The organism is Olivibacter sp. SDN3 (assembly GCF_014334135.1).
Lineage (GTDB): Bacteria > Bacteroidota > Bacteroidia > Sphingobacteriales > Sphingobacteriaceae > Olivibacter.
In genome coordinates this window covers 5,419,252-5,440,774 of sequence record NZ_CP060497.1, presented here as the reverse complement: position 1 = coordinate 5,440,774, position 21,523 = coordinate 5,419,252, and the positions used below count along the sequence as shown (strand labels likewise).

21 protein-coding genes are annotated in these 21,523 nt (G+C 38.6%); 10 read left to right on the top strand and 11 right to left on the bottom strand.

Annotated features, from left to right (window positions below; all coding sequences use genetic code 11):
- Positions 1-26: 26 nt before the first annotated feature.
- The 7 genes from H8S90_RS22915 to sppA all read right to left on the bottom strand — a co-directional run bounded on the left by H8S90_RS22915 (position 27) and on the right by sppA (position 7,687).
- Positions 27-854, bottom strand: coding sequence for a mechanosensitive ion channel family protein (locus tag H8S90_RS22915; protein ID WP_187340107.1), 828 nt, complete (start codon positions 852-854; stop codon positions 27-29).
- Between the two features lie 101 nt (positions 855-955).
- Complete coding sequence (locus H8S90_RS22910) at positions 956-1,822, bottom strand: aldose 1-epimerase family protein (RefSeq protein ID WP_187340106.1); 867 nt, start codon at positions 1,820-1,822, stop codon at positions 956-958.
- Positions 1,823-1,938: 116 nt separating this feature from the next.
- Entirely contained in the window at positions 1,939-2,433 is a 495-nt protein-coding gene (locus H8S90_RS22905) for a histidine phosphatase family protein (protein WP_187340105.1), read from the bottom strand.
- The gene (locus H8S90_RS22900) at positions 2,426-3,478 is read right to left on the bottom strand and encodes a glycosyltransferase family 9 protein (RefSeq protein ID WP_255501707.1); all 1,053 of its coding nucleotides are present in this window, start codon (positions 3,476-3,478) and stop codon (positions 2,426-2,428) included. Before H8S90_RS22900 ends, H8S90_RS22905 begins: the two co-directional genes overlap by 8 nt.
- Positions 3,456-4,067 (bottom strand): DUF4254 domain-containing protein, encoded by a 612-nt coding sequence (locus tag H8S90_RS22895; RefSeq protein ID WP_187340104.1) that lies wholly within the window; start codon positions 4,065-4,067, stop codon positions 3,456-3,458. Before H8S90_RS22895 ends, H8S90_RS22900 begins: the two co-directional genes overlap by 23 nt.
- A gap of 17 nt (positions 4,068-4,084) precedes the next feature.
- Positions 4,085-5,761, bottom strand: a complete 1,677-nt coding sequence (locus H8S90_RS22890; protein WP_187340103.1) for a DNA polymerase/3'-5' exonuclease PolX — start codon at positions 5,759-5,761, stop codon at positions 4,085-4,087.
- Between the two features lie 159 nt (positions 5,762-5,920).
- On the bottom strand, positions 5,921-7,687 hold the full coding sequence (gene sppA, locus H8S90_RS22885; protein WP_187340102.1) for a signal peptide peptidase SppA: 1,767 nt from the start codon (positions 7,685-7,687) through the stop codon (positions 5,921-5,923).
- Between the two features lie 171 nt (positions 7,688-7,858).
- On the opposite strand from sppA, the gene folK reads away from it, so the two are divergent.
- A complete protein-coding gene (folK, locus tag H8S90_RS22880) occupies positions 7,859-8,350 on the top strand; it encodes a 2-amino-4-hydroxy-6-hydroxymethyldihydropteridine diphosphokinase (RefSeq protein ID WP_187340101.1) in 492 nt (163 codons plus the stop codon).
- A gap of 7 nt (positions 8,351-8,357) precedes the next feature.
- On the opposite strand, the gene pssA is transcribed toward folK, so the two are convergent.
- Both pssA and rho read right to left on the bottom strand, forming a co-directional pair.
- Positions 8,358-9,059 (bottom strand): CDP-diacylglycerol--serine O-phosphatidyltransferase, encoded by a 702-nt coding sequence (pssA, locus tag H8S90_RS22875; RefSeq protein ID WP_187340100.1) that lies wholly within the window; start codon positions 9,057-9,059, stop codon positions 8,358-8,360.
- Between the two features lie 121 nt (positions 9,060-9,180).
- Positions 9,181-10,719 (bottom strand): transcription termination factor Rho, encoded by a 1,539-nt coding sequence (rho, locus tag H8S90_RS22870; protein WP_187340099.1) that lies wholly within the window; start codon positions 10,717-10,719, stop codon positions 9,181-9,183.
- Positions 10,720-11,128: 409 nt separating this feature from the next.
- On the opposite strand from rho, the gene pyrF reads away from it, so the two are divergent.
- The 8 genes from pyrF to H8S90_RS22835 all read left to right on the top strand — a co-directional run bounded on the left by pyrF (position 11,129) and on the right by H8S90_RS22835 (position 18,111).
- Positions 11,129-11,965: an orotidine-5'-phosphate decarboxylase gene (gene pyrF / locus H8S90_RS22865; protein ID WP_187340098.1), complete on the top strand. Its 837-nt coding sequence runs from the start codon at positions 11,129-11,131 to the stop codon at positions 11,963-11,965.
- A 185-nt stretch (positions 11,966-12,150) separates the two neighbouring features.
- The gene (gene sufB, locus H8S90_RS22860) at positions 12,151-13,602 is read left to right on the top strand and encodes a Fe-S cluster assembly protein SufB (RefSeq protein ID WP_187340097.1); all 1,452 of its coding nucleotides are present in this window, start codon (positions 12,151-12,153) and stop codon (positions 13,600-13,602) included.
- Between the two features lie 81 nt (positions 13,603-13,683).
- Positions 13,684-14,454 carry a Fe-S cluster assembly ATPase SufC gene (gene sufC, locus H8S90_RS22855; protein WP_187340096.1) on the top strand — a complete coding sequence of 257 codons (771 nt, stop codon included), beginning with the start codon at positions 13,684-13,686 and terminating at the stop codon, positions 14,452-14,454.
- Between the two features lie 54 nt (positions 14,455-14,508).
- Positions 14,509-14,745 (top strand): hypothetical protein, encoded by a 237-nt coding sequence (locus H8S90_RS26290; RefSeq protein ID WP_255501706.1) that lies wholly within the window; start codon positions 14,509-14,511, stop codon positions 14,743-14,745.
- Between the two features lie 2 nt (positions 14,746-14,747).
- A complete protein-coding gene (sufD, locus tag H8S90_RS22850) occupies positions 14,748-15,818 on the top strand; it encodes a Fe-S cluster assembly protein SufD (RefSeq protein WP_255501705.1) in 1,071 nt (356 codons plus the stop codon).
- Positions 15,819-15,861: 43 nt separating this feature from the next.
- Positions 15,862-17,085, top strand: a complete 1,224-nt coding sequence (locus tag H8S90_RS22845; RefSeq protein ID WP_187340095.1) for a cysteine desulfurase — start codon at positions 15,862-15,864, stop codon at positions 17,083-17,085.
- Between the two features lie 26 nt (positions 17,086-17,111).
- Positions 17,112-17,528 (top strand): SufE family protein, encoded by a 417-nt coding sequence (locus H8S90_RS22840; protein WP_187340094.1) that lies wholly within the window; start codon positions 17,112-17,114, stop codon positions 17,526-17,528.
- Between the two features lie 112 nt (positions 17,529-17,640).
- Positions 17,641-18,111 carry an Lrp/AsnC family transcriptional regulator gene (locus tag H8S90_RS22835; protein ID WP_187340093.1) on the top strand — a complete coding sequence of 157 codons (471 nt, stop codon included), beginning with the start codon at positions 17,641-17,643 and terminating at the stop codon, positions 18,109-18,111.
- Between the two features lie 13 nt (positions 18,112-18,124).
- Here the strand turns inward: H8S90_RS22835 and ung are convergent, their stop codons facing one another.
- Positions 18,125-18,796 carry a uracil-DNA glycosylase gene (gene ung / locus H8S90_RS22830; protein WP_187340092.1) on the bottom strand — a complete coding sequence of 224 codons (672 nt, stop codon included), beginning with the start codon at positions 18,794-18,796 and terminating at the stop codon, positions 18,125-18,127.
- Positions 18,797-19,035: 239 nt separating this feature from the next.
- On the opposite strand from ung, the gene H8S90_RS22825 reads away from it, so the two are divergent.
- Positions 19,036-19,572 (top strand): DUF2892 domain-containing protein, encoded by a 537-nt coding sequence (locus H8S90_RS22825; RefSeq protein WP_187340091.1) that lies wholly within the window; start codon positions 19,036-19,038, stop codon positions 19,570-19,572.
- A gap of 15 nt (positions 19,573-19,587) precedes the next feature.
- On the opposite strand, the gene H8S90_RS22820 is transcribed toward H8S90_RS22825, so the two are convergent.
- Positions 19,588-21,372, bottom strand: a complete 1,785-nt coding sequence (locus H8S90_RS22820; RefSeq protein WP_187340090.1) for an ABC transporter ATP-binding protein — start codon at positions 21,370-21,372, stop codon at positions 19,588-19,590.
- Positions 21,373-21,523 lie beyond the last annotated feature (151 nt).

Below are 21,523 nucleotides of genomic sequence, written 5' to 3'. Positions count from 1 at the left end.
TTATTTTGACATACAGTTTTTTTTGTTTATTCGTCTGCTCTTCCTAGAATACGGATTTCGCGTTGCGGATATGGTAAACTGATACCATGATCATCCAAGGCTTCTTTTATTTTTTGAAAATTTGTGTGATAGACAGGCCAAAAGTTTTTATTGTTAATCCAGGCGGTGACCGTTAAAGTAACTACCTGATCGCCGATAGCACTAACGTTAGCAGCAGGAGCAGGGTTTGGAAGGACAAGTTCATCACTTTTCAACACGTCAGTTACGACCTTTCTCGCCGTTTCAATGTCTGTGTCATAACGTATCGCTAATTTGTACTCCGCAAGCCTTGTAGGATTATCCGAAACGTTATTGATAACCGCGTTGGCCAAGGGACCGTTAGGAGCATAAATAGTCGTGCCATTTCCTGCTCTCAGCGTGGTATAAAGAAGGTCTATTTTTAATACGGTACCCGAAACATCATTGCTGGATGATATGAAGTGGCCGACTTTAAAAGGTCTAAACAGTAAAATGAGTACGCCACCAGCAAAATTGGAAAGGCTTCCCTGTAAAGCTAGACCTACAGCCAAACTCGCGGCACCAAGCATGGTTACGAAGGAAGTGGTTTGGATACCCAACGTTGAAGCGACGCTTAGAAACAACAGGATGTATAAAACTACCCGGATGATGCTGGCTAGAAACTCAGCCAAAGATTGATCGATCTTTCCTTTTGAGAAGCGTTTATGAACGAACCTGTTGAGTATTTTAATTAACCATATGCCGATAATTAAGGTGGCAATGGCCAGGAAGATCGATGGTAAACGGAGAATAAATGAGTCGATGAGCTGATCTAAATTTCTTTCTATTTTTTCCATTTGATAAGGTGCTGGTAGTTTATATAAACGTATAGATGAAGCTTATATTTCTGATGGGATAAAATAACTTTTTGTTTAGTTTGTTGTTGTTTTACCTTACATTATACGGTAAGACTAAAGCTTGCCTCAAAGACATGCCCCGGTGCCAGTGAAATCATTCCTTCTTTTTTATCGATGGGCACTTTATTACGCTGATTATCAGCATACCCCAGCCATGGCTCAACGCAGACAAATGGTGCGCCAGGTTTTGCCCAGACGCCGAGCGAGTTAAAATCAGAAAATGCGATCTCTATACGTTTTGTGTGGTTTTTGCTTCCTATACTAATCTTTTTGCTTTCAATAGTTTTAAAAACGAGTGCGTCGTTATCAAAAAGTCGTTGATGGAGCCATAATTTACCCCCGTCTAAGTGTAAGTCCGAGGTTTCACCGGTAAAATGCCCTGCAGAAGATAAATGGTGCGTGATTAGGGTTTCTGAATTTTCGAAAGACAAGAAATAATCTTGGTACTCTTCATTAGAGAAAAAGGGAATGTTGAATGCGGGGTGCCCACCAACGGAAAACCAAATGTCTTTTTTGTCAAGATTAATTATCTTGTACATACACCGTAGCCGAGTATGCTCCAAATGGTAAATGATTTGGTATTCAAATAAGTATGGATATTGCTGTAGCGTGTCTTCGTTATAGCGTAAAGAAAAGACTGCGTGGCTTCCGGAAGATTCTAAAACAACGAAATCGGCGTGTCTGGCGAATCCGTGCCGTGGCAATGAGTAAAATCTTCCATCTATCAGTAATTCGTTGTCGATAACCCCTCCCACAATAGGAAATAGATTGGGTGCATGCCACGGCCAGATAGACTCGTCACCCTGCCATATATATTCCAATTCCGTATCTATGTGATGTAGTGAGTAAAGTTCGGCACCTCTTTTTTTAATGCCTATCTTTAATAGATCGTTTTTAAGCTCAATCATTATTTGGTCATTTGAATGGGGTATTAAAAAAGCTACTCCTCTTAATAACAGTAAACTTAGTTAAAATTGCATGGATATACAATCCCATAATGTTTGAAGTAATATTCTACCCGGATTTAGTGTATGGCTTTTGGATAATCGAACCAGACTAATGTTCCAATACCTCGACTTACTTCCTGCCAACTTTCTATATCAAAGGTTATCAAGGCTATCGCACATGTTGGAAAATCAACATCAAATTTATCTGTAACATACTGAGTAAAGTGCGTGATCCCTGGATTGTGTCCGAATCCAGCAACGCAATCGTAACGATCATTGATGCCGTTAATTACGTGTAACCAAGTCGAGGTATCGGCTTCGTATAAATCGCTCTCCTGAATGAAAGCTTTTTGATCTTTTGCTAATATATCGGCAAATGTAAGAGCTGTTGATAACGCCCTTTGCGCTGGGCTGGTTATAACCAGTTCTGGAGTCTGAACCTGTGCTGCCAGTCTCTTTGCCATTATAGGAGCGTCTCTGATACCGCGTTTATTGAGTGGTCTTTCAAAATCAGGTAAGTTGAGGCTCCAATCAGACTTAGCGTGTCGGATGAGATAGAGCGATTTAGCCATTATTTAGTTTTTGTTGTATTTTCCTAATAATTTGTTCCGGTTTGATCAGTTCAATACAGGGTGTTTCTCCACATAGACAAGGTTTATTTCCGTAAACAGAGCTTGGCCTTGAGGGATGATCTATTTGAATGCAATCTTCCTGTAATTGACCGAAGCCTAGAAAACCTGCATAAGGATGGGTAGGGCCCCATATGGATATAACGGGGATGCCCATGAGTGACGCCAAATGCATACCAGAGGAATCCATACTCACCATTAAATCGATGTTTGCTATCAAATTTAACTCTTCTGATAAGTTAATATTCCCTATAACATTAATTACGTGATCGTATTTCTTTTCCCATCCCTGCGCAATTAGTTTTTCCTCTTCACCTCCCCCAAAAATGAAGATGTTAACCGGAAGCCCATTCAATGTGTTTATCACTTGTTCCATTAAATGTAATGGGTACATTTTATAGGTGTGCTGGGCAAATGGTGCGATGCCGACTTTGAAGTGTGTGGTATCGTTAAAATAAGTGGAAAGCTGCTGTGGAATAGATTTCTTTTTTCTCTTGAGCGACTGTTCTAAAACAAAAGACTGATAGTGAAGTGCACGAAATACATCTAGATATCTGTCAATGGTCGATTTTAGCGGTCGTAGCACTTTGTTCTCTTTCCTTGTCAGTGCTTTTTTCTCTTTTCTCCCTTTGTCAATCCTTTTGATGGGTACCGAAAGAAAACGGAAAAAAAAACACAGCACACGGCTTCTTAAATTATTGTGAAGATCGGCAACGGCATCTACTTTATATGCTTTTAGTTCTAAAAAAAGCCTGTACAATCCCATCAAACCTTTATGCTTACCTTTGGGATCAATAGGATGAAAAATCAGGTTGGAAATATCCGTAAAAAAAGGTTTAAATAAGGCTCTGCTTACAACGATGAGTTGTGTGTCTGGGTATTGTTTAACGAATTGTTCTAGCACCGGGGCTGTCATGGCTACATCCCCCATAGCCGAAAAACGGAAAACAATTATGCGTTGTTTATTAACCTTTTTGTTGGAATGCATATAATACTGGATTCAAAGCCGGATCATTGTACATCTTCATCTGTTTATACGCTTTCATGTATTTTTTTCCAGCATTTATATCTGCTAGTAACTGATCGATGCTTTTGGAAAGATCTCTTTGTTGCTCCAGTAGAATCGTCAGCTTTTCCTGACATGTATGGCGGTGTGTCGCACTTGCATCTGATCGATTTACTTCCTGTTGCATGTGAAAAATCTTTAAAGCTAATATGGATAAACGATCAATTGCCCAGGCCGGACTTTCAGTATTAATAGTAGCATCGGGTAGCGGACTAATGTGTTTAAATTTATCGAGATAGTAACTGTCAATGAATTCTACGGTATCTGTTCTATCTTGATTGGACTGGTCTATTCTGCGTTTCCAGCGAAGTCCTTCTACTGGATCTATAGTCGGATCTCTGATCTCATCTTCCATGTGCCACTGTACGGTATCGATCCAACATTTTAGATATAAAAGATGTTCCAGCGTATGTGTCTCGTAGGGATTAGTAATAGCTTGATCGATCTGGTCGTGTATATGGTAATCTTCGATAGCTTTGTTGAAAATTATGTTAGCTTGTTGTGAAATCATCTTCAAATATAATTATTTTACAGTTGTTTCTTTTGTTTAAAAAAAGCTTCTACTGTTTGTAAATCAAAGCAATTGAGACAATGCCGAGCGTCTAGCCCACCTTTCCTTCCTACCAATATACCATAATGCATGTCATGGAAGCCCTCGATGCGATGAGCATCCGGATTAATAGATAAGACAACCTCTTTACTGAGGGCATATTGATGCCAACGCCAATCGAGATCTAAACGAAGAGGATTGGCATTGATTTCTATTACAACCTTATTTGCCGCACAGGCGTCAATAACTTTTTTGAAATCAACAGGATACCCTTTTCTGCTTAATAATAATCTTCCCGTGGGGTGGCCCAAGATGGTGGTGTATGGATTTTCGATAGCTTTTATAAGACGCGCGGTTGCCCGCTCTTCATCCATTTTTAAATTGGAATGGATAGACGCGATAATAAAATCAAATCCTGCTAAAAGCTCCTCCGGATAATCTAAAGTGCCGTCGCTTAAGATATCTGATTCTATACCTTTAAATATTTTGAATGGAGCAAATTTTTGATTCAAGCGATCAATCTCTTGCCATTGCATACGTACCTCTTCTTCTTTCAATCCGTTAGCATAGACAGCTGAACGGGAATGGTCGCTGATTCCCAAGTATTGTAACTTTAGCTCATTTATGCAGTATGAAGCCATTTCTTCCAATGTATGGACACCGTCGCTCCATGTGCTGTGATTGTGTAAGCTTCCTTTGATATCTCGAAAGTCCAAAAGGTTTGGCAGTCGCCGCTGTTTCGCTTTCGCTATCTCATCTGAGCCTTCGCGGAGCTCTGCTTCAATATAATCCAGATTAGCCGACTGGTAAATTGCCTCTTCGCTGCTAAGTACAGGGATGGGGGTTTGAAGTGCCTCTTCTAGTTGCGCTACGTGAGACTCGCTACCTGTGCTCAGTAACAAACCATAGTAGAAATTATCGACTTTACTGTAGATGAATTTTATAGGTAAGCCTGTTTCGTGGACAAGGTGTAGATGTTTTTCTCGCCTTTCAAATATGCTGATATTACCCAGTTTTTCAATGGCTGTCTGTAATTCATCAACTAAAGCGGTAGTTATAATATCTAGCGTGCTGAGCACCTCTACTTTTCTTCTAAAGGCTCCCGTAAAACTCAATTTGGTAGTAGAGGGTAAATATTCTTTTAACTGTTCTAACAAAGGAAGAGCAATCTTTTCTACTTGAGCGTATAGGAAGAGACCTTCGTTTGCCATGCTGAATTCAATTGCTTTTTTTATTTCTTCCTGTGTTTTAAGTCCAAATCCTTTTGCCTCTATCAAGCGGTTCTCATTACAGGCATAATACAGCTCTCCTAAAGTTTCAATTTCGAGTGTATGCCAGATGATGGCTATCTTTTTCGGTCCTATGCCTTTAATGGTTAACATTTCTAAAATGCCTTCAGGTGTTTTAGTCAGGAGGTTGTCAAGTTCTTGGATATTGCCCGTATTGATTAATTCCCACACTTTTGCGGCTGTTCCTTTACCAATTCCCGGCACTTCACTTAATTCTTTTTCTGATTTGCTGGTAACGCTGAATGGTAGTTTATTCAACTTAAAAGCAGCACCAGCGGTAGCTTTTATTTTAAATAAATTTCCCCCATGTAACTCCATGAGCTGCGACAACAGCTTGAATTTACTTGCTATAACCTTGTTTTCCATTAAAGAAATTTCTATTTGAATGTTTACGAGTAACGTTAGTTCTATATACAGCTAACAAACTTAGATAAAATGCTCAGCATTTACGAATACCGACTATGTATAAAAAAAGCAGGATGTCTAGTTAGAAGCTAAACACCCTGCTTTTCGGTTAAATACTTTTTATTGAATAGTTATGACGTAGGGAAGTCTTGCTTGGATACCACTCTGTTCTACGATACCTTTGGCCTGCTGATAGATAACATATCCTTCTCCTAACTCCTGTTTAGCGAACCATGTTTTCATTTTATCGCTGGAGGAGCCCATCAATGATTCAAAAGGATCTTTCATTGCTGGATAACTGACTAGCTTATATTCTTCTAAGTCGGCTTTCTTCGCGGCTGATTTAATTGCGTCGTTTATCGTTCCTAAACGGTCTACTAACCCTATTTTCTGTGCTTGTGCACCTGTCCATACCCTTCCTTGACCTATACTATCTACTTTTGCCAGTGCAATTTTTCTTCCTTCGGCTACCTTTTTTGTAAAAGTGTCATAAATTCTATTCACATCTTGTTGAATCAGACTTTCTTCGTTTGGCGTTAATGGGCGGTTTACATTCATTAAACTTGCATATTCGCCTGTTTTTACCTCATCAAAGGTAATCCCTAATTTGTTATTAAGGAAATGTTGCATGTTTGGTATAACACCGAAAACGCCAATGGAACCAGTGATCGTGTTGGGTTGTGCAAAAATGGAATCTGCGGCACACGATATGTAATATCCTCCGGAAGCGGCTAAATCACCCATCGATACAACGATAGGTTTTACTTCTTTTGCAAGCGCTACCTCTCGCCAGATGACATCAGATGCTAGGGCGCTGCCTCCAGGCGAATTTACTCGGAATACTATGGCTTTTACTTTATTATCCTCTCTCGCCGTGCGTAATGCTCTTGAAATTCGCTCGGAACCTATTTGCTCATCAGACCCCTCTCCAGAGATGATTTCCCCGACAGCATAGATAACAGCTATTCTATTCTGGGTGTTTTTGGACGTTGTCTCTTTTGGTGTATAGTCTTCGATATTAACCGCCTTGATTCTACTGTCTTTCTTTATACCTAGTCGATTTTTCAGTTCTCCTAAAAGCTCATCTTTATATTTTAGTTCATCGACCAATTTACACTGAAGCGCTAAATCTGCATTTCTCCCCAGATACCGGTTGGCGATTGCACGTAAAGTGTCTACAGGGAGACTACGTGATTTCGACAAGTTACTGAGATAATAATCGTACGAAGAATTTAAATAAGAAGACACCTGCTCTTTATTGGCTGGGCTCATTTTATCTAAAATAAACGGTTCAACAGCGCTTTTATAAGTACCTACTTTTATGATTTGAGCTTCAATGCCTAACTTATCTAACGTACCTTTTAGGAACATTGTCTGAGCCGAAAAACCTCGAAAATCAACGGAACCTTCGGGATTTAAATAAACTTTATCAGCGGTAGAGGCGAGGTAATAGCCTTTCTGCGAGTATCCTTCGCTATAAGCAAGGATAAATTTTTTAGACTCCTTAAAATCTAATAAGACTTCCCTGATTTCTTGGAGAGTAGCGAGACTGGCTCCCACACCGCCGATATCAAGCACAATACCTTTTATCCGATCATCCTCTTTGGCACGTTCGATCCTAGTCAGTATCTCATCTAAACCAATTGTTTTAGTAGAGCTAAAGGAAGGAATGTTAATTTTTCCAAGAGGATTTTTATCGGTGCGTTCTTTTATGGCGTAATTCAAACTTATACGCATAATGGAATTATCACTTATTTGAACGGCCTTGTCTGAACTGGCGGCACTAATGATAGCTCCAATAATAACAATACTCAGGAACGTAAAAATTACGATGGAGAGAAAAACACCCACCATAGAGGCAAAAACAAATTTAAAAAACTGCTTCATATATGTTTAAAATATACTATCTATACGAAGATAAGACAAGTGAAGCTTTTTTTTGTTACATCTTTTTTATAAAAACTCGTTTGGCGATCTTTTTTAGCTGTTTTGCTCTTTAAGCTCGAGGATGCCTACGCTTAAACTTGTTTTTAGAAGTAACTTTATATAAGTTTGTTGATGCATGAGACTTATCTGATTTTAGGAACCAACTTGGGGGATAGAGTAATTCAATTGAAAAAAGCAATTGAATTGATTACAAAGCGAATAGGGGAAGTTTGCCGACAATCGACTATTTACGAAACAAAGCCGTGGGGAGTGCTTGAGCAGCCGAACTTTCTTAACCAGGTCTTAAAGGTTAAAACACTCCTTTCGCCAGACGATCTCTTGAAAGAAGCACTAGCTGTTGAGCAAATGCTTGGAAGAGTGAGAAATGTAAAGTGGGGCGCTCGGCTGATTGACATAGATATTTTATTCTATGATGACCGCGTTATAAATACCTCGCAGTTACAAATACCTCATCCTTTATTGCACAAACGGTCATTTGTCTTATTTCCGCTAGCTGAAATTGCGTCCAGTTTTATACACCCGGTTTTTCAAGTTAGCATTAGCCAATTAATTGAAAGCTTGTCAGATAATCTATCTGTTCAAAAATATACAGAGCATATTTAAACCGCGCTCAGGAAGGTAATCTGCTGTGTTGTATTAGCGATAAAATAATATATACAATGATTATTAGGGGAATAGCTGTTAATTGCAAAAAGGCCAATAAACATACACTTACAATCAATAATATATACCTATAACCGTTAGCTCGGAAGTTTAAGTTGTTGAACTTAAGTGATATGAGTGGAATTTCGGCAATTAGCAGGAAACTCAACGTTAGAATAAGAATTAGTAAAATTACTGGATTCTGTACATACGCGCTGACTATTGGGTTGCTGCTCATAGCGATATGCGGTAGCGAAAGTATAAACAAAGCACAAGCAGGAGTGGGTAGACCTATAAAAGTTGTGGTTTGTCTTTGATCAAGATTGAACTTAGCCAAGCGTAAAGCTGAGAAAATTGCGAGCAGAAAAGCCGTATATTTAATCCAGGAATCGTCATATTCAATAGCTGGGGCTGATTGCAGCATTTGAAAGACAATAATTGCAGGTAGTAAACCAAAGCTTACCATATCCGCAAGAGAGTCCAGCTCTTTACCCATTGGAGAAGAAACGTTGAGTATACGGGCGGCCATCCCATCCATAAAATCAAAAAAAGCAGCAACAAGTATGGCATAACCTGCATCAATCAGTTGCCCATTGAACGCTAAAACAATACCAACACAGCCGCTAAAGAGATTTAAACAAGTTATAATATTGGGTATATGCTTTTTCATCTATTGCTTATTTCTTTGAAGGACAAAACCCCCTGTTTATAGTTAAAGCAGGAGGTTTTGTCTGATTTTGCCTAATAAAAAAAACTGACTTATTTTATTGGAAACACCAATAAAAAGTCAATTAACTATTCATACTAATCAAAAATTCTTCATTTGATCGGGTGCCACGTAGCTGAGCCAATAAAAATTCCATGGCCTCAGTAGAGTTCATGTCTGCCAAATGATTCCGCAATACCCATATCCTTTGCAAGGTTTCCTTATCGTTCAATAGATCATCGCGTCGGGTACTGGATGCAGTAATGTCAATTGCCGGGAATATACGTTTGTTTGATAATTTGCGATCAAGTTGTAATTCCATGTTACCTGTTCCTTTGAACTCTTCAAATATCACTTCATCCATTTTGGATCCGGTATCCGTCAATGCAGTAGCTAAGATCGTTAAAGAACCACCATGTTCGATGTTACGGGCGGCACCGAAAAAACGTTTGGGTTTATGCAATGCATTAGCATCTACACCACCAGATAGTATTTTTCCCGAGGCTGGAGCAACAGTGTTGTAAGCCCGGGCCAATCTCGTTATGGAGTCTAATAGAATAACGACATCATGGCCGCATTCTACCATACGTTTTGCTTTTTCAAGTACAATATTTGCAATTTTAACATGGCGTTCAGCTGGTTCATCGAATGTAGAAGAAACTACTTCCGCACGCACGCTCCTCGCCATATCGGTGACTTCCTCAGGTCGTTCATCAATAAGTAAAATAATGAGATAAACTTCAGGGTGATTCTTCGCTATGGCATTTGCTACTTCCTTTAGTAAAACGGTTTTACCTGTTTTAGGTTGCGCGACAATTAAACCGCGTTGACCTTTACCAATAGGTGTGAAAAGATCCATAATCCGTGTAGAATTATTGCCAGCATCAGTATATAGTTTCAGACGCTCGGTTGGAAACAACGGTGTAAGGTAGTCAAACGGTACCCTGTCTCTAACTTCCGCAGGGACCTGACCATTAATGGCTTCGACGCGAACCAATGGAAAATACTTTTCTCCTTCTTTCGGTGGACGGATACTTCCCCGCACTGTGTCGCCCGTTTTTAATCCAAAGAGTTTAATCTGCGATTGTGAAACATATATATCGTCAGGAGAGGTTAAGTAATTGTAATCAGAAGAACGCAAAAAGCCATAGCCATCAGGCATAATTTCTAATACACCTTCATTTACGATAACGTTATCAAAATCAAGATTTGAAGCAGGGGGTAAAGGCGCTTGATTGTCGTTTTTAGCTGCGGATGCAGAACCTCCATTGGTAGCTGGACGACGCTCAACTCGCAGAGGCCTGTCTTGTGCCGGCGCTTTATCCGTTGGTATTGCCTCTTCTTTTGCCTGGCCACCTAAAGCATTTTCAGTTTTCTTTCTAATCTCAACAGGCTCTGTTTGTTTTGTTCCGGTTCTCACACGTTTACGGTGCTTTTGCTCATTGTTTTCCTCTTTCGCAGATTGCGCAGACTCTTCAGGTTTAGCCGGTCTATCGTTTTCAGTTGCAATTATCTTGTTGATTAATTCTTGCTTTCTCAACTTATCGGCATCTACAATGCCGATTAACTTTGCAATTTCACGTAGCTCGGAGACGAGCTTAGCGTTCAATTCATTAATATTCATCAAATGTCTTTATATGTAATAAGGATTTTTTATGCTTTTTTACAGAAATCTATCCACTGAAAGCTTTTGCTGAAAAGCTTATTTAACGCTTAAGGAATTTAATTGATGCTCCCCTTAAGGGCTAGGACAAATTTTGAGATTCCGCTGCAATTGTATGCATAAGAATCGATATTTCAAAAAAAAACTGAAAAAAAAGTTAAAAAGGTCTAATTATTACTGTTGTTATAAAATTTAAAATGGAGTAATCCCATCTAGGTTTATAAACAATAGTGTACAGAAATGGTTTTTAGAAAATACGCTATAGCTAAGTTTAGTAGGTCTTAGCATGAACCTGAATTGCATATACAGGCAAATTTAGCTATGTTTGCCATATTTTTTTAATTGACCGTTATTAAAAAAACTCCCTGATATGACTCGTAAGGAACTGATTAATCAAATAAAGCAAAAACGTTCTTTCTTATGTGTTGGCTTAGATACAGATCTCCAAAAGATACCAACATTTCTTTTGGATCATGAGGATCCTGTTTACGAGTTTAACAGACAAATAGTTGAAGCGACAGCCGACCTGTGTGTTGCTTTTAAACCCAATATAGCTTTTTACGAAAGTATGGGGATCGCCGGCTGGAAAAGTTTATACAAAACAAGGCAAATTATACCTGCCAATTGTTTAAGCATCGCAGATGCTAAACGTGGCGATATAGGGAATACTTCGGATATGTATGCTAAAGCCTTTCTTTCCGAGCAAGAGGATGCTTTGGGCTTTGACGCGATTACTATAGCCCCCTATATGGGCGAAGACTCTGTAACGCCTTTTTTGAAGTATTCCGGTAAATGGGCTGTTGTGTTGGCGCTAACTTCAAATAAAGGTAGTTTGGATTTTCAATTTTTTAAAGATAACCATGAAACCCGTTTGTTCGAACGAGTTATCGAAAAGGTGAACGAATGGGGAACAATAGATAATTTGATGTATGTTGTGGGAGCTACGAGAGGAGAAGCTTTTAAAGATATACGTAAGCAGGCACCTGATCATTTTTTGTTAGTACCGGGGGTTGGTGCGCAAGGAGGTAGCTTGCAGGAAGTGTGCGCGTATGGAATGAATCGAGACTGTGGTTTGTTGGTCAACGCCACTAGATCGATTATATATGCCGGTAATGGGGAGAATTTTGCGGATAAAGCTCGGGAGCAGGCGTTGTTATTGCAGGAAGAAATGGAATTGGAGTTGATGAAGGCAGGTATTATCGATTAAGAATGGGTTAAACTCGGTAGGTAAAAAATGACGGAGGTCATTTATTTACAATTAAATTATTAATGCAGTATAAAACAGGCACAAATTGCTCGAATAATTGCGCTTCAAATTGTAACTTTGCAATTTGAGAGGAGATTTTTCTGCCATTGCGTTTGACTATTGCCAACGCAGAAATTTGATAAGAAATGAGTACCAAAGACGATAATATATTAAAGGAGTTAGCTGTAGAGGAGTATAAGTACGGTTTTACGACAGATATTGAGATGGAAATCGCTAAGAAAGGTCTGTCGGAAGATACGGTACGTTTTATCTCCAATAAAAAAGCAGAACCTGAATGGCTCTTAGCCTGGAGGTTAAAGGCATTGAAACATTTTGAAAAAATGGCTGTTCCCGAATGGCAAAACTTCAATCACCCAAAGGTTGATTTTCAGGACATATCTTATTACGCAGCACCTAAGGAGAAACCGAAGGTTAGCAGCATGGAAGAGGTCGATCCTGAATTGTTGGAAACTTTTGCGAAATTGGGAATTCCATTGGATGAACAAAAGGTGTTGGCTGGAGTAGTTGCTGTAGATGCCGTGTTTGATAGCGTTTCCGTTAAAACTACTTTTAGGGAAAAGTTGAAAGAATACGGTGTTATTTTCTGCTCTTTCGGGGAGGCCGTAAAAGAACATCCTGATCTGGTAAAACAGTATTTGGGAACTGTAGTTCCTCAAACAGATAATCTTTACGCTGCGCTCAATGCAGCAGTATTCTCTGACGGTTCTTTTGTTTATATACCAAAAGGTGTGAACTGTCCAATGGAATTATCTACCTATTTCCGAATTAACGCGCAGAATACCGGGCAATTTGAAAGAACGCTGATTATTGCAGATGAAGGGAGTTATGTGAGTTATTTAGAAGGTTGTACTGCTCCTATGAGAGACGAAAATCAATTGCATGCGGCGGTAGTTGAACTTATAGCTTTGGAAAGTGCTGAGATTAAATACAGTACCGTACAAAATTGGTATCCTGGCGACAAAGAGGGAAAAGGAGGGATTTATAATTTTGTGACAAAACGGGGTATATGTAAAGGAGATAACAGTAAGATTTCATGGACACAGGTTGAAACAGGATCATCAATTACCTGGAAATATCCTAGTGTTATATTGAAAGGCGATAATTCTGTTGGAGAATTTTATTCTGTTGCTCTTACCCGTAACCATCAGATAGCCGATACAGGGAGTAAGATGTTCCATATCGGGAAAAATACGAAAAGTAAGATAGTTTCTAAGGGAATTTCTGCAGGTTTTAGCCAGAATAGTTATAGAGGATTGGTTCAAATTGGCAAGGGTGCAGAAAAGGCGAGAAACTTTACGCAGTGCGATTCGCTTTTAATTGGAGACCAATGCGGAGCACATACCTTTCCTTATATTGAAGCCAAGAATAAAACAGCTAAGTTGGAACACGAAGCTACTACTTCAAAAATAGGCGAAGATCAGATTTTTTATCTGAATCAACGAGGTATAGATCCCGAAAAAGCTGTAGGGCTTATCGTGAATGGGTATGCAAAAGAGGTATTGAATCAACTACCTATGGAATTTGCTGTAGAGGCCCAAAAGTTATTGGCTATCTCGCTGGAAGGCAGTGTAGGATAATAGAAAAGGCGACATAGCGCTTGAATAAGAACAATTGATAAATTAAACATCACAAATCTAATAGATTTGAATTATAGACATATGTTAAATATTAGAAACCTACAGGCATCTGTAGATGATAAACAAATTTTAAAGGGATTAAACTTAGAAGTTAAAGCAGGAGAGGTGCATGCTATTATGGGACCAAACGGGTCGGGTAAAAGTACATTGGCTTCTGTTCTGGCAGGTAGAGACTCATACGAAGTTACCGGCGGAGAAGTGACCTTGGAAGGGAAGGATCTATTGGATCTTGCACCAGAGGATCGAGCACGTGAGGGTTTGTTTCTTGCCTTTCAATATCCCATAGAAATACCTGGTGTATCGAATATAAACTTTTTAAAAACTGCTGTTAACGAAATCCGAGCTTACCACGGGCTACCCCCAATGGAGGCAAAAACGTTTTTGAAGCGGGTGAAGGAGAAACAAAAGTTGGTTGAATTTGATGCTAAACTAGCAAATCGATCTTTGAATGAAGGCTTTTCTGGAGGTGAGAAGAAACGTAATGAAATTTTTCAATTAGCAATGCTCGAACCTAAGTTGGCTATTTTGGATGAAACGGATTCAGGATTGGATATTGATGCTTTGCGGATAGTGGCTAATGGTGTAAACCATCTTCGTAGTAAGGATAATGCATTTGTAGTGATAACACACTATCAACGTTTATTGGAATATATAGTGCCAGATTTTGTGCATGTATTATATAAAGGACGTATTGTAAAATCTGGTACAAAAGAATTGGCTTTGGAATTGGAGGAAAAAGGATATGATTGGTTGAAGGAAAGTGTAGATGCTGAAGAAAGCGCAACTTTATAAGCTTTCTTCAGTACAACTCCGTATTTCTTAATCCATTTTTGACTATTATAACAAATGATAACACAAGTTTCGAGTTCATTATATCATCAATTAATAACTGTTTTTGAAGAAGGCTTTACTTCAAAGGGAGAGCCTGATTCATTAGCTGAGACGCGTAGGAATGCTTTTGCTCGTTTTAAGAAAACAGGGTTCCCTTCTTCTAAAATGGAAGACTGGAAATATACTAATCTTCAATCAGTACTTAACCAAAATTACCTACTACACAAAACGATATCACAGAAGAGACGGTAGATTTGGAAAAGGCTATTGTGCATGGGTTAGCTGCATATAAATTGGTGTTGGTAAATGGACGTTTCCGTGCAGACCTGTCTGACGTTATCCAAGAGGAGAATATATTTGTTGATGCCATAGAGCATGTAACCGATCACCCTTCCTTTCTGTCGCATTTTGCGAAATATGCAGATAATGCAGATAATCCGTTGGTTGCGTTGAACACCGCCTTATGTAATAGTGGTATATTTATATATGCGAAAAAAAACGCAGTATTGAATAGAAGCATTCAAGTTATCCACGTTTCCTCAACAAGCGACCCGTTGTTTAATCAAACACGTAATCTGTTCCTTTTAGAACGTGGGGCAAAACTGGAAATCGTTGAATCGTTCGTCACTGAGGGAGCAGGAGTAACATTGAACAATAATGTTAGTGAAATTGTGTTGAAAGAAAATGCACAGTTACAGCATTATTATATTCAAACTGCAAAGAAATCATCACAGTACCTCAATCATACCGAAATATATCAGGAAAAACACAGTTTATATAACAATTATAACTGTACATTCCCCGGACCATCTTTCGTGAGAAATAATATCAATGTTCGGTTAGACGATTCCTCGGTAGAAAGCCATTTATATGGTGTTACTTTAACCGCTGATGATCAGTTTGTTGACAATCATACTGTTGTGGATCATCGGAAACCCCATTGCGAAAGCTACGAATGGTACAAAAATATCACACAAGATACATCCACTGCTGTATTTAACGGTAAAATATTTGTTCGGGAAGACGCACAAAAAACTAATGCTTTCCAACAAAATAATAATATGCTGATAGGTGAAAAGTCAGCAATTTATAGCAAGCCACAGTTAGAAATCTTTGCAGACGATGTGAAATGTAGCCATGGATGCACCATGGGACAGTTTGATGACGACGCATTGTTTTATTTGCGCGCGAGAGGGATTGGTGAAGAGAAGGCGCGTGTTTTGTTGGTTCATGCGTTTGCTTTCGATGTCACGGAGAAATTTAACAGCGAGCCCGTACGAAAATATGTGGAGCATTTGATTGAACAAGGGTTGCTGGTTGACTAAAATCAATCAAGTAAAACCCTACAAGATTAACTAACATAGTATTTTGACACATTACGATATTCATAGTATAAGGACTGATTTTCCGATTTTGACCAGTATGGTCAACGGAAAACCATTGGTGTATCTAGATAATGGCGCAACTACGCAAAAACCGCAATTAGTTATAGATGCCATTGCAGATTACTATACAAAAAAAAATAGTAATATCCATCGTGGTGTTCATCATCTAAGTCAATTAGCTACTGACGCTTATGAAGTGACCCGCAAAAAACTCAAAACTTTTATAAATGCTCCCCATGAGTACGAGATAATCATGACGAGTGGCACAACTCATGGGATTAATCTTGTGGCGTCCTGTTATGGCCGAAAATTTATAAATGAAGGAGATGAGGTCATTATCTCCGCAATGGAGCATCATAGTAATATTGTCCCTTGGCAAATGTTATGTGAAGAGCGTAAGGCAAAACTTCGTATCATTCCGATTAACGACGCAGGCGAGCTGGATATGGAGGTGTATCGTTCTTTGTTAAACGAAAAGGTTAAAATAGTGGCTGTTACCTATGTCTCAAACACGTTGGGAACTATTAACCCGGTAAAAGAGATTATTGATCTGGCACATAATATCGGAGCTCCAGTGTTGATTGACGGAGCGCAGGCAATACAACACTTCTCAGTTGATGTACAGGCTCTGGATGTGGACTTTTTTGTGTTTTCGGGACATAAAATGTATGGACCCACGGGTGTCGGAGTGCTCTATGGAAAAGAGAAGTGGTTAAATCAAATGCCTCCATATCAGGGTGGTGGTGATATGATTAAGGAGGTTAAATTTGAAAAGACAACCTACAATGAGTTGCCATTTAAATTTGAGGCTGGAACACCAAATATTGAAGCGGGTATTTGCTTGGCTCAAGCGGTAGATTACATCGAGACTATTGGACTGCAAAATATAGCATTATATGAGACAGAGCTGCTTCATTATGCAACAGACGTTTTAGAGGATATTGAAAATATTCGGATAGTTGGTACAGCAAAGGAGAAATCCAGTGTAATCTCTTTTTTAGTTAATGGAACGCATCCATACGATGTTGGAGTGATTTTAGATAAACTGGGCGTTGCCGTGAGGACAGGGCATCATTGTACACAGCCTTTAATGGATCGTTTTGGTATTCCAGGTACCGTTAGAGCCTCTATCGCTATGTATAATACCAAAGAAGAAATAGACGTTTTGGCATCTGCAGTTAGGAAAGCTGTAAGTATGTTGGTATAATTGTGGAGATTTTGATGACTGTTGAGATGACTATTAACGAAATACAAGACGAACTTATTGAAGATTTCTCCTTTTTCGAGGATTGGATGGCAAAATATGAGTATATCATTCAATTAGGGAAGGAACTACCTTTGATAGATAATACCTATAAAACAGACGATTTATTGATCAAAGGATGCCAATCTCGGGTATGGTTAAAAGCAGACTACGTAGATGATAAGGTGATATTTACAGCAGATAGCGACGCAATTATCACTAAAGGACTGGTTAGCTTAATGGTTAAAGTTCTGTCGGAACAAAAGGCGGAAGATATCGTGCGTGCAGATTTATACTTCATTGATGAAATTGGACTTAAGGAACATTTATCGCCTACAAGAGCAAATGGTTTAGTCGCTATGGTAAAGCAGATGAAGCTCTACGCGATGGCTTTGAGTGCTAAGTAATAAACGGTGGACACCTCCCTGTTAGGATAATCACATAATATTTGAAATAAAATATTGTGAATTGTAAAATTTTATTTGGTTATTTGTGAACGTCAAGTTTTAAAGTTTAGCTATGCCATTTGAGCCAGATAAAATCGATCTAAAAATCATAAAACTTCTCCAAGAAAACGGAAGAATAACGAATTTACAATTGTCATCCAATATTGGGTTGTCTCCAGCTCCAACCTTGGAACGAGTTAGAAAGCTTGAAAATGCAGGGTACATAAAGAGTTATCATGCGTTGGTGGATGAGGAACTTTTGGGCTTAGGCATAAAATCATTTATACAGATTCAACTGGATTTTCATACGCATAATTCTATTCCAGAGTTTGTTGAGGCAATAAAGAATATACCTGAAGTGACAGAGTGCCATCATGTAACAGGACAGTGTGACTTCATATTAAAGGTTTATGTAAAAGATATTAAATCTTATGAGCGTCTAATTATGGAGAAGATTAGTAAGATTCCTTGTGTAAAGACCTTTCAAACGATGATGATTATGTCTACATCCAAAAAGGAGCCTATTGTACCTATGGAGTATTAGCGTTCCAGAATACTTAGACCTGCCAGTCGATTGGTGCTTTACCTTTTTCTATTAGATAAGCGTTTGTTTTAGAAAAGGGTTTACTACCAAAAAAACCATTGTGAGCCGAAAGAGGTGAAGGATGAGCGGATGTGATTATAAGGTGTTTTGAAGGATCTATAAGCAAGGCTTTTTTTCTAGCATAACTGCCCCATAATATAAAAACAATGCTTTCCCGTCTTCTGGATAGCTCTTTGATAACGGTATCTGTAAACATCTCCCATCCTTGTTTCTGATGTGACGCTGCAACATGTGCTCTTACAGTTAAAACGGCATTGAGTAAAAGCACACCCTGATCTGCCCATTTGGTTAATGTGCCGTGTGATGGTATGGAGAACCCCTCGATATCCGTAGTTAACTCCCGGTACATGTTTCGCAATGAAGGAGGGATGGCTACACCTGGTTGAACGGAAAACGATAATCCATGAGCCTGCCCTATATTATGGTAGGGATCTTGCCCTAGAATAACAACTTTCACTTCATGAAAAGGTGTGTGTTCAAAAGAACTGAAAATAAGTTTGTTAGGGGGGAATACCTGATGTTTTCTCTGTTCTTCCTTGAGAAAGGCCCGTAAATTATTCATATACGGTTTGGTAAACTCTGGAGCTAAAACCTCTTTCCAGCTCTTCTCAATAGCAATACTCATACTCAAACATAGTAATTATTTCATTCTATTTAAAAAATCTTTTAATACTTGGATAAGCAAATTTGTTTGATGCAAGATATTGGTGACTTTTTTGTCAGAAAATAACTTTTTTAGCTGTTATTTCATGTTACACGATTAAAGGAGTTGTTTAAAACCATAAATTAACAGATATTTGCAGCTGTAAAATTACATGCTAGAATAATTAATAGTTTAGAATAATCATTAGATATTGTGTTGATATGCCAAATTTCATTCGTATAATCTTAGCCTTTTTAATATTGGGAGTGGCTGTGAGCCTCTTCGTTTTTGGTTATTGGGGATGGGGAATTGTGTCACTTCTCCTGGCAATTATTGTCTTTGTTACCTTTTTCTTCAATGAAAATATGCTAATTGCCCAGTTTTATCTGCGTAAGGAGAATATGGATAATGCGAAGAAATGGTTGAATAAAATTAGAAACCATGAGAAACAACTGATCCGAGCCCAGCATGGTTATTATCATCTGTTAATTGGATTGATCGAATCGAGGACTGCACCGTTGCAGTCAGAAAAATATTTCAAGAAGGCATTGAGTTTAGGAATGCAGATGGATCACAATATCGCACTTGCTAAATTGAGTTTAGCGGGAATAGCGATGGCCAAGAGAAATAAGAGAGAGGCAACACAGCTCCTGCAGGAGGCAAAAAAAGCAGATAAAAATAAATTGCTTGCTGATCAGATCAAGATGATGAAAGATCAAATGGGGATGTTGGATAAACAGCAAATGAGGTTTAGATAGCCTCCTTTATTATTTTTAGCCGACGTTTTCTTCTTCCAATAACTGCTTTTCGTATAATTCATAATAACTACCGCGTAGAGCAAGTAGTGCTTCGTGTTTTCCTTGTTCTACGATCTCACCTTGTTCCATTACTAGAATATGATCGGCATTTTTTATCGTTGAGATTCGGTGAGCGATGAATATCGCACTTTTCTCATGCATGATTTCTCGGAGATTTTGCAGAATTAATTCTTCTGTTTTTGTGTCAATGGCAGATAGACAGTCATCAAAAATCAATATCTTCGGATCAATGGCAATCGCTCGTGCAATGGAGATGCGTTGTTTTTGTCCGCCGGATAAGGTAATGCCACGTTCACCAATGAAAGTGTCGAATCCTTTTTCAAAATTAATGATATTGTCGTAGACGGCTGCTTTCTTTGCAGCTTCTTTAACAAGAGGCATGTTCAGTTCATCCATCCCGAAAGCAATATTTTTAGCAATAGTATCTGAAAACAGAAAAACTTCCTGTGGTACGAAGCCAATCGCGCTGCGGTAACTCAGTAGATTTAATCGGTTTATCGGCGTATCATCTACTAAAATTTCACCGGATTGTGCGTCGTACATTCTCATTAACAAACGGGCGATGGTTGATTTACCCGCTCCTGTTCTGCCGATGATAGCAGTGATTTTACCCGGTGCAATATCAAAGGAAATGTCTTTTAAGGCGGTGATACCCGTGTCTGGATAGGTGAAGTTGACATTTTTGAACGAAATATTACCTGTAAACACTGTCTGAACACTCGCGGATTGTATCGTTGAAGGAGTGTTTAGAAATTCATTAATACGTTTTTGCGAAGCAGCCGCTCGTTGTACCAAAGAAGTCACCCACGCTAGTGACATGGCTGGAAATGTCAGTTGGTTAACATATACAATAAATTCCGCAATATTACCCGAGGTGATGCTTCCGCGCATAACCTCGGAACCGCCAATGTAAATCGTTATGACGGTGCTTAAACCGATGAGTAATAATATTAACGGAAAGAAGATGGCCTGCGCTCTAACCAACGATAGCGAAGCTTCTTTATAATGACCACTTTCTGCAGAAAAATTTGCCATTTTAGCATGTTCCCGATTGTATGTTTTTATGACTCTTATACCTGAAAATGTTTCTTGTACAAATGAACTCAGCGCCGAAAGTTTTTCCTGAATTCTTTCACTTCTTTTATTTATAATCTTGTTAACAAATAGTATAATGACAGATAAAATAGGGATAGGTATTAAGGCGTATAAAGCTAAACGTGTATTTACGCTGAACATCGCAGTAATAACCATAATTGAAAGTACGATAGTATTAATCGCATACATAATAGCAGGCCCCAGATAAGCGCGCACACGACTGACATCCTCGGTAACCCTGTTCATTAAATCACCTGTGTTGTTTCTTCTGAAGAAAGCCATATCCAGACGTTGATAATGCGCGTATATTTCATTTTTCAGATCATATTCTATCCTGCGGGAAGTTAAAATAATAGTTTGTCTCATTAAGAAGAGAAATAAACCTCTGATCAATGCTAAAACGAGCACAATTAATCCAAATAATAACAAACTGTATCCGAAGAGTTGATAGACAAGTTCTTGCCTTTCAAACCCGTTAAATAGCCTATATACGGAGATGTTTTCCCTTACAAGATCAAATGCAATACGAATGACTTGTGCAGGAATGACTCCAAAATAATTAGAAACGACTACGAAAACAAAACCGGGTATGAGATGCCAACGATATTTGAACAAGTATTTATTAAGATAAGCAAGATGCTTCATAGTAACCTAAATTATGATCTCTTTGTTCGACAAAATTACATATAGCCTTTGTAAATAGCTAACATAGTCAATAATATAAGACTAATATATATCGATCGACGCTAAGGTGTTTTTTTATTGGAGAAATGATTTTAAAAGAGATGAAAAGATA

Coding starts and splice junctions, on each gene's coding strand:
- ung (WP_187340092.1), bottom strand. CDS start 18,796: ATGAGTATTGCTATTGAGAAGAGCTGGAAAGAGGTTTTAGCTCCAGAG.
- H8S90_RS22895 (WP_187340104.1), bottom strand. CDS start 4,067: ATGATTTCACAACAAGCTAACATAATTTTCAACAAAGCTATCGAAGAT.
- H8S90_RS22825 (WP_187340091.1), top strand. CDS start 19,036: ATGCCAAATTTCATTCGTATAATCTTAGCCTTTTTAATATTGGGAGTG.
- H8S90_RS22840 (WP_187340094.1), top strand. CDS start 17,112: ATGACTATTAACGAAATACAAGACGAACTTATTGAAGATTTCTCCTTT.
- H8S90_RS22910 (WP_187340106.1), bottom strand. CDS start 1,822: ATGATTGAGCTTAAAAACGATCTATTAAAGATAGGCATTAAAAAAAGA.
- sppA (WP_187340102.1), bottom strand. CDS start 7,687: ATGAAGCAGTTTTTTAAATTTGTTTTTGCCTCTATGGTGGGTGTTTTT.
- H8S90_RS22835 (WP_187340093.1), top strand. CDS start 17,641: ATGCCATTTGAGCCAGATAAAATCGATCTAAAAATCATAAAACTTCTC.
- H8S90_RS22915 (WP_187340107.1), bottom strand. CDS start 854: ATGGAAAAAATAGAAAGAAATTTAGATCAGCTCATCGACTCATTTATT.
- H8S90_RS22890 (WP_187340103.1), bottom strand. CDS start 5,761: ATGGAAAACAAGGTTATAGCAAGTAAATTCAAGCTGTTGTCGCAGCTC.
- H8S90_RS26290 (WP_255501706.1), top strand. CDS start 14,509: ATGATAACACAAGTTTCGAGTTCATTATATCATCAATTAATAACTGTT.
- sufB (WP_187340097.1), top strand. CDS start 12,151: ATGAGTACCAAAGACGATAATATATTAAAGGAGTTAGCTGTAGAGGAG.
- pyrF (WP_187340098.1), top strand. CDS start 11,129: ATGACTCGTAAGGAACTGATTAATCAAATAAAGCAAAAACGTTCTTTC.
- folK (WP_187340101.1), top strand. CDS start 7,859: ATGCATGAGACTTATCTGATTTTAGGAACCAACTTGGGGGATAGAGTA.
- H8S90_RS22900 (WP_255501707.1), bottom strand. CDS start 3,478: ATGCATTCCAACAAAAAGGTTAATAAACAACGCATAATTGTTTTCCGT.
- H8S90_RS22905 (WP_187340105.1), bottom strand. CDS start 2,433: ATGGCTAAATCGCTCTATCTCATCCGACACGCTAAGTCTGATTGGAGC.
- H8S90_RS22820 (WP_187340090.1), bottom strand. CDS start 21,372: ATGAAGCATCTTGCTTATCTTAATAAATACTTGTTCAAATATCGTTGG.
- pssA (WP_187340100.1), bottom strand. CDS start 9,059: ATGAAAAAGCATATACCCAATATTATAACTTGTTTAAATCTCTTTAGC.
- sufC (WP_187340096.1), top strand. CDS start 13,684: ATGTTAAATATTAGAAACCTACAGGCATCTGTAGATGATAAACAAATT.
- rho (WP_187340099.1), bottom strand. CDS start 10,719: ATGAATATTAATGAATTGAACGCTAAGCTCGTCTCCGAGCTACGTGAA.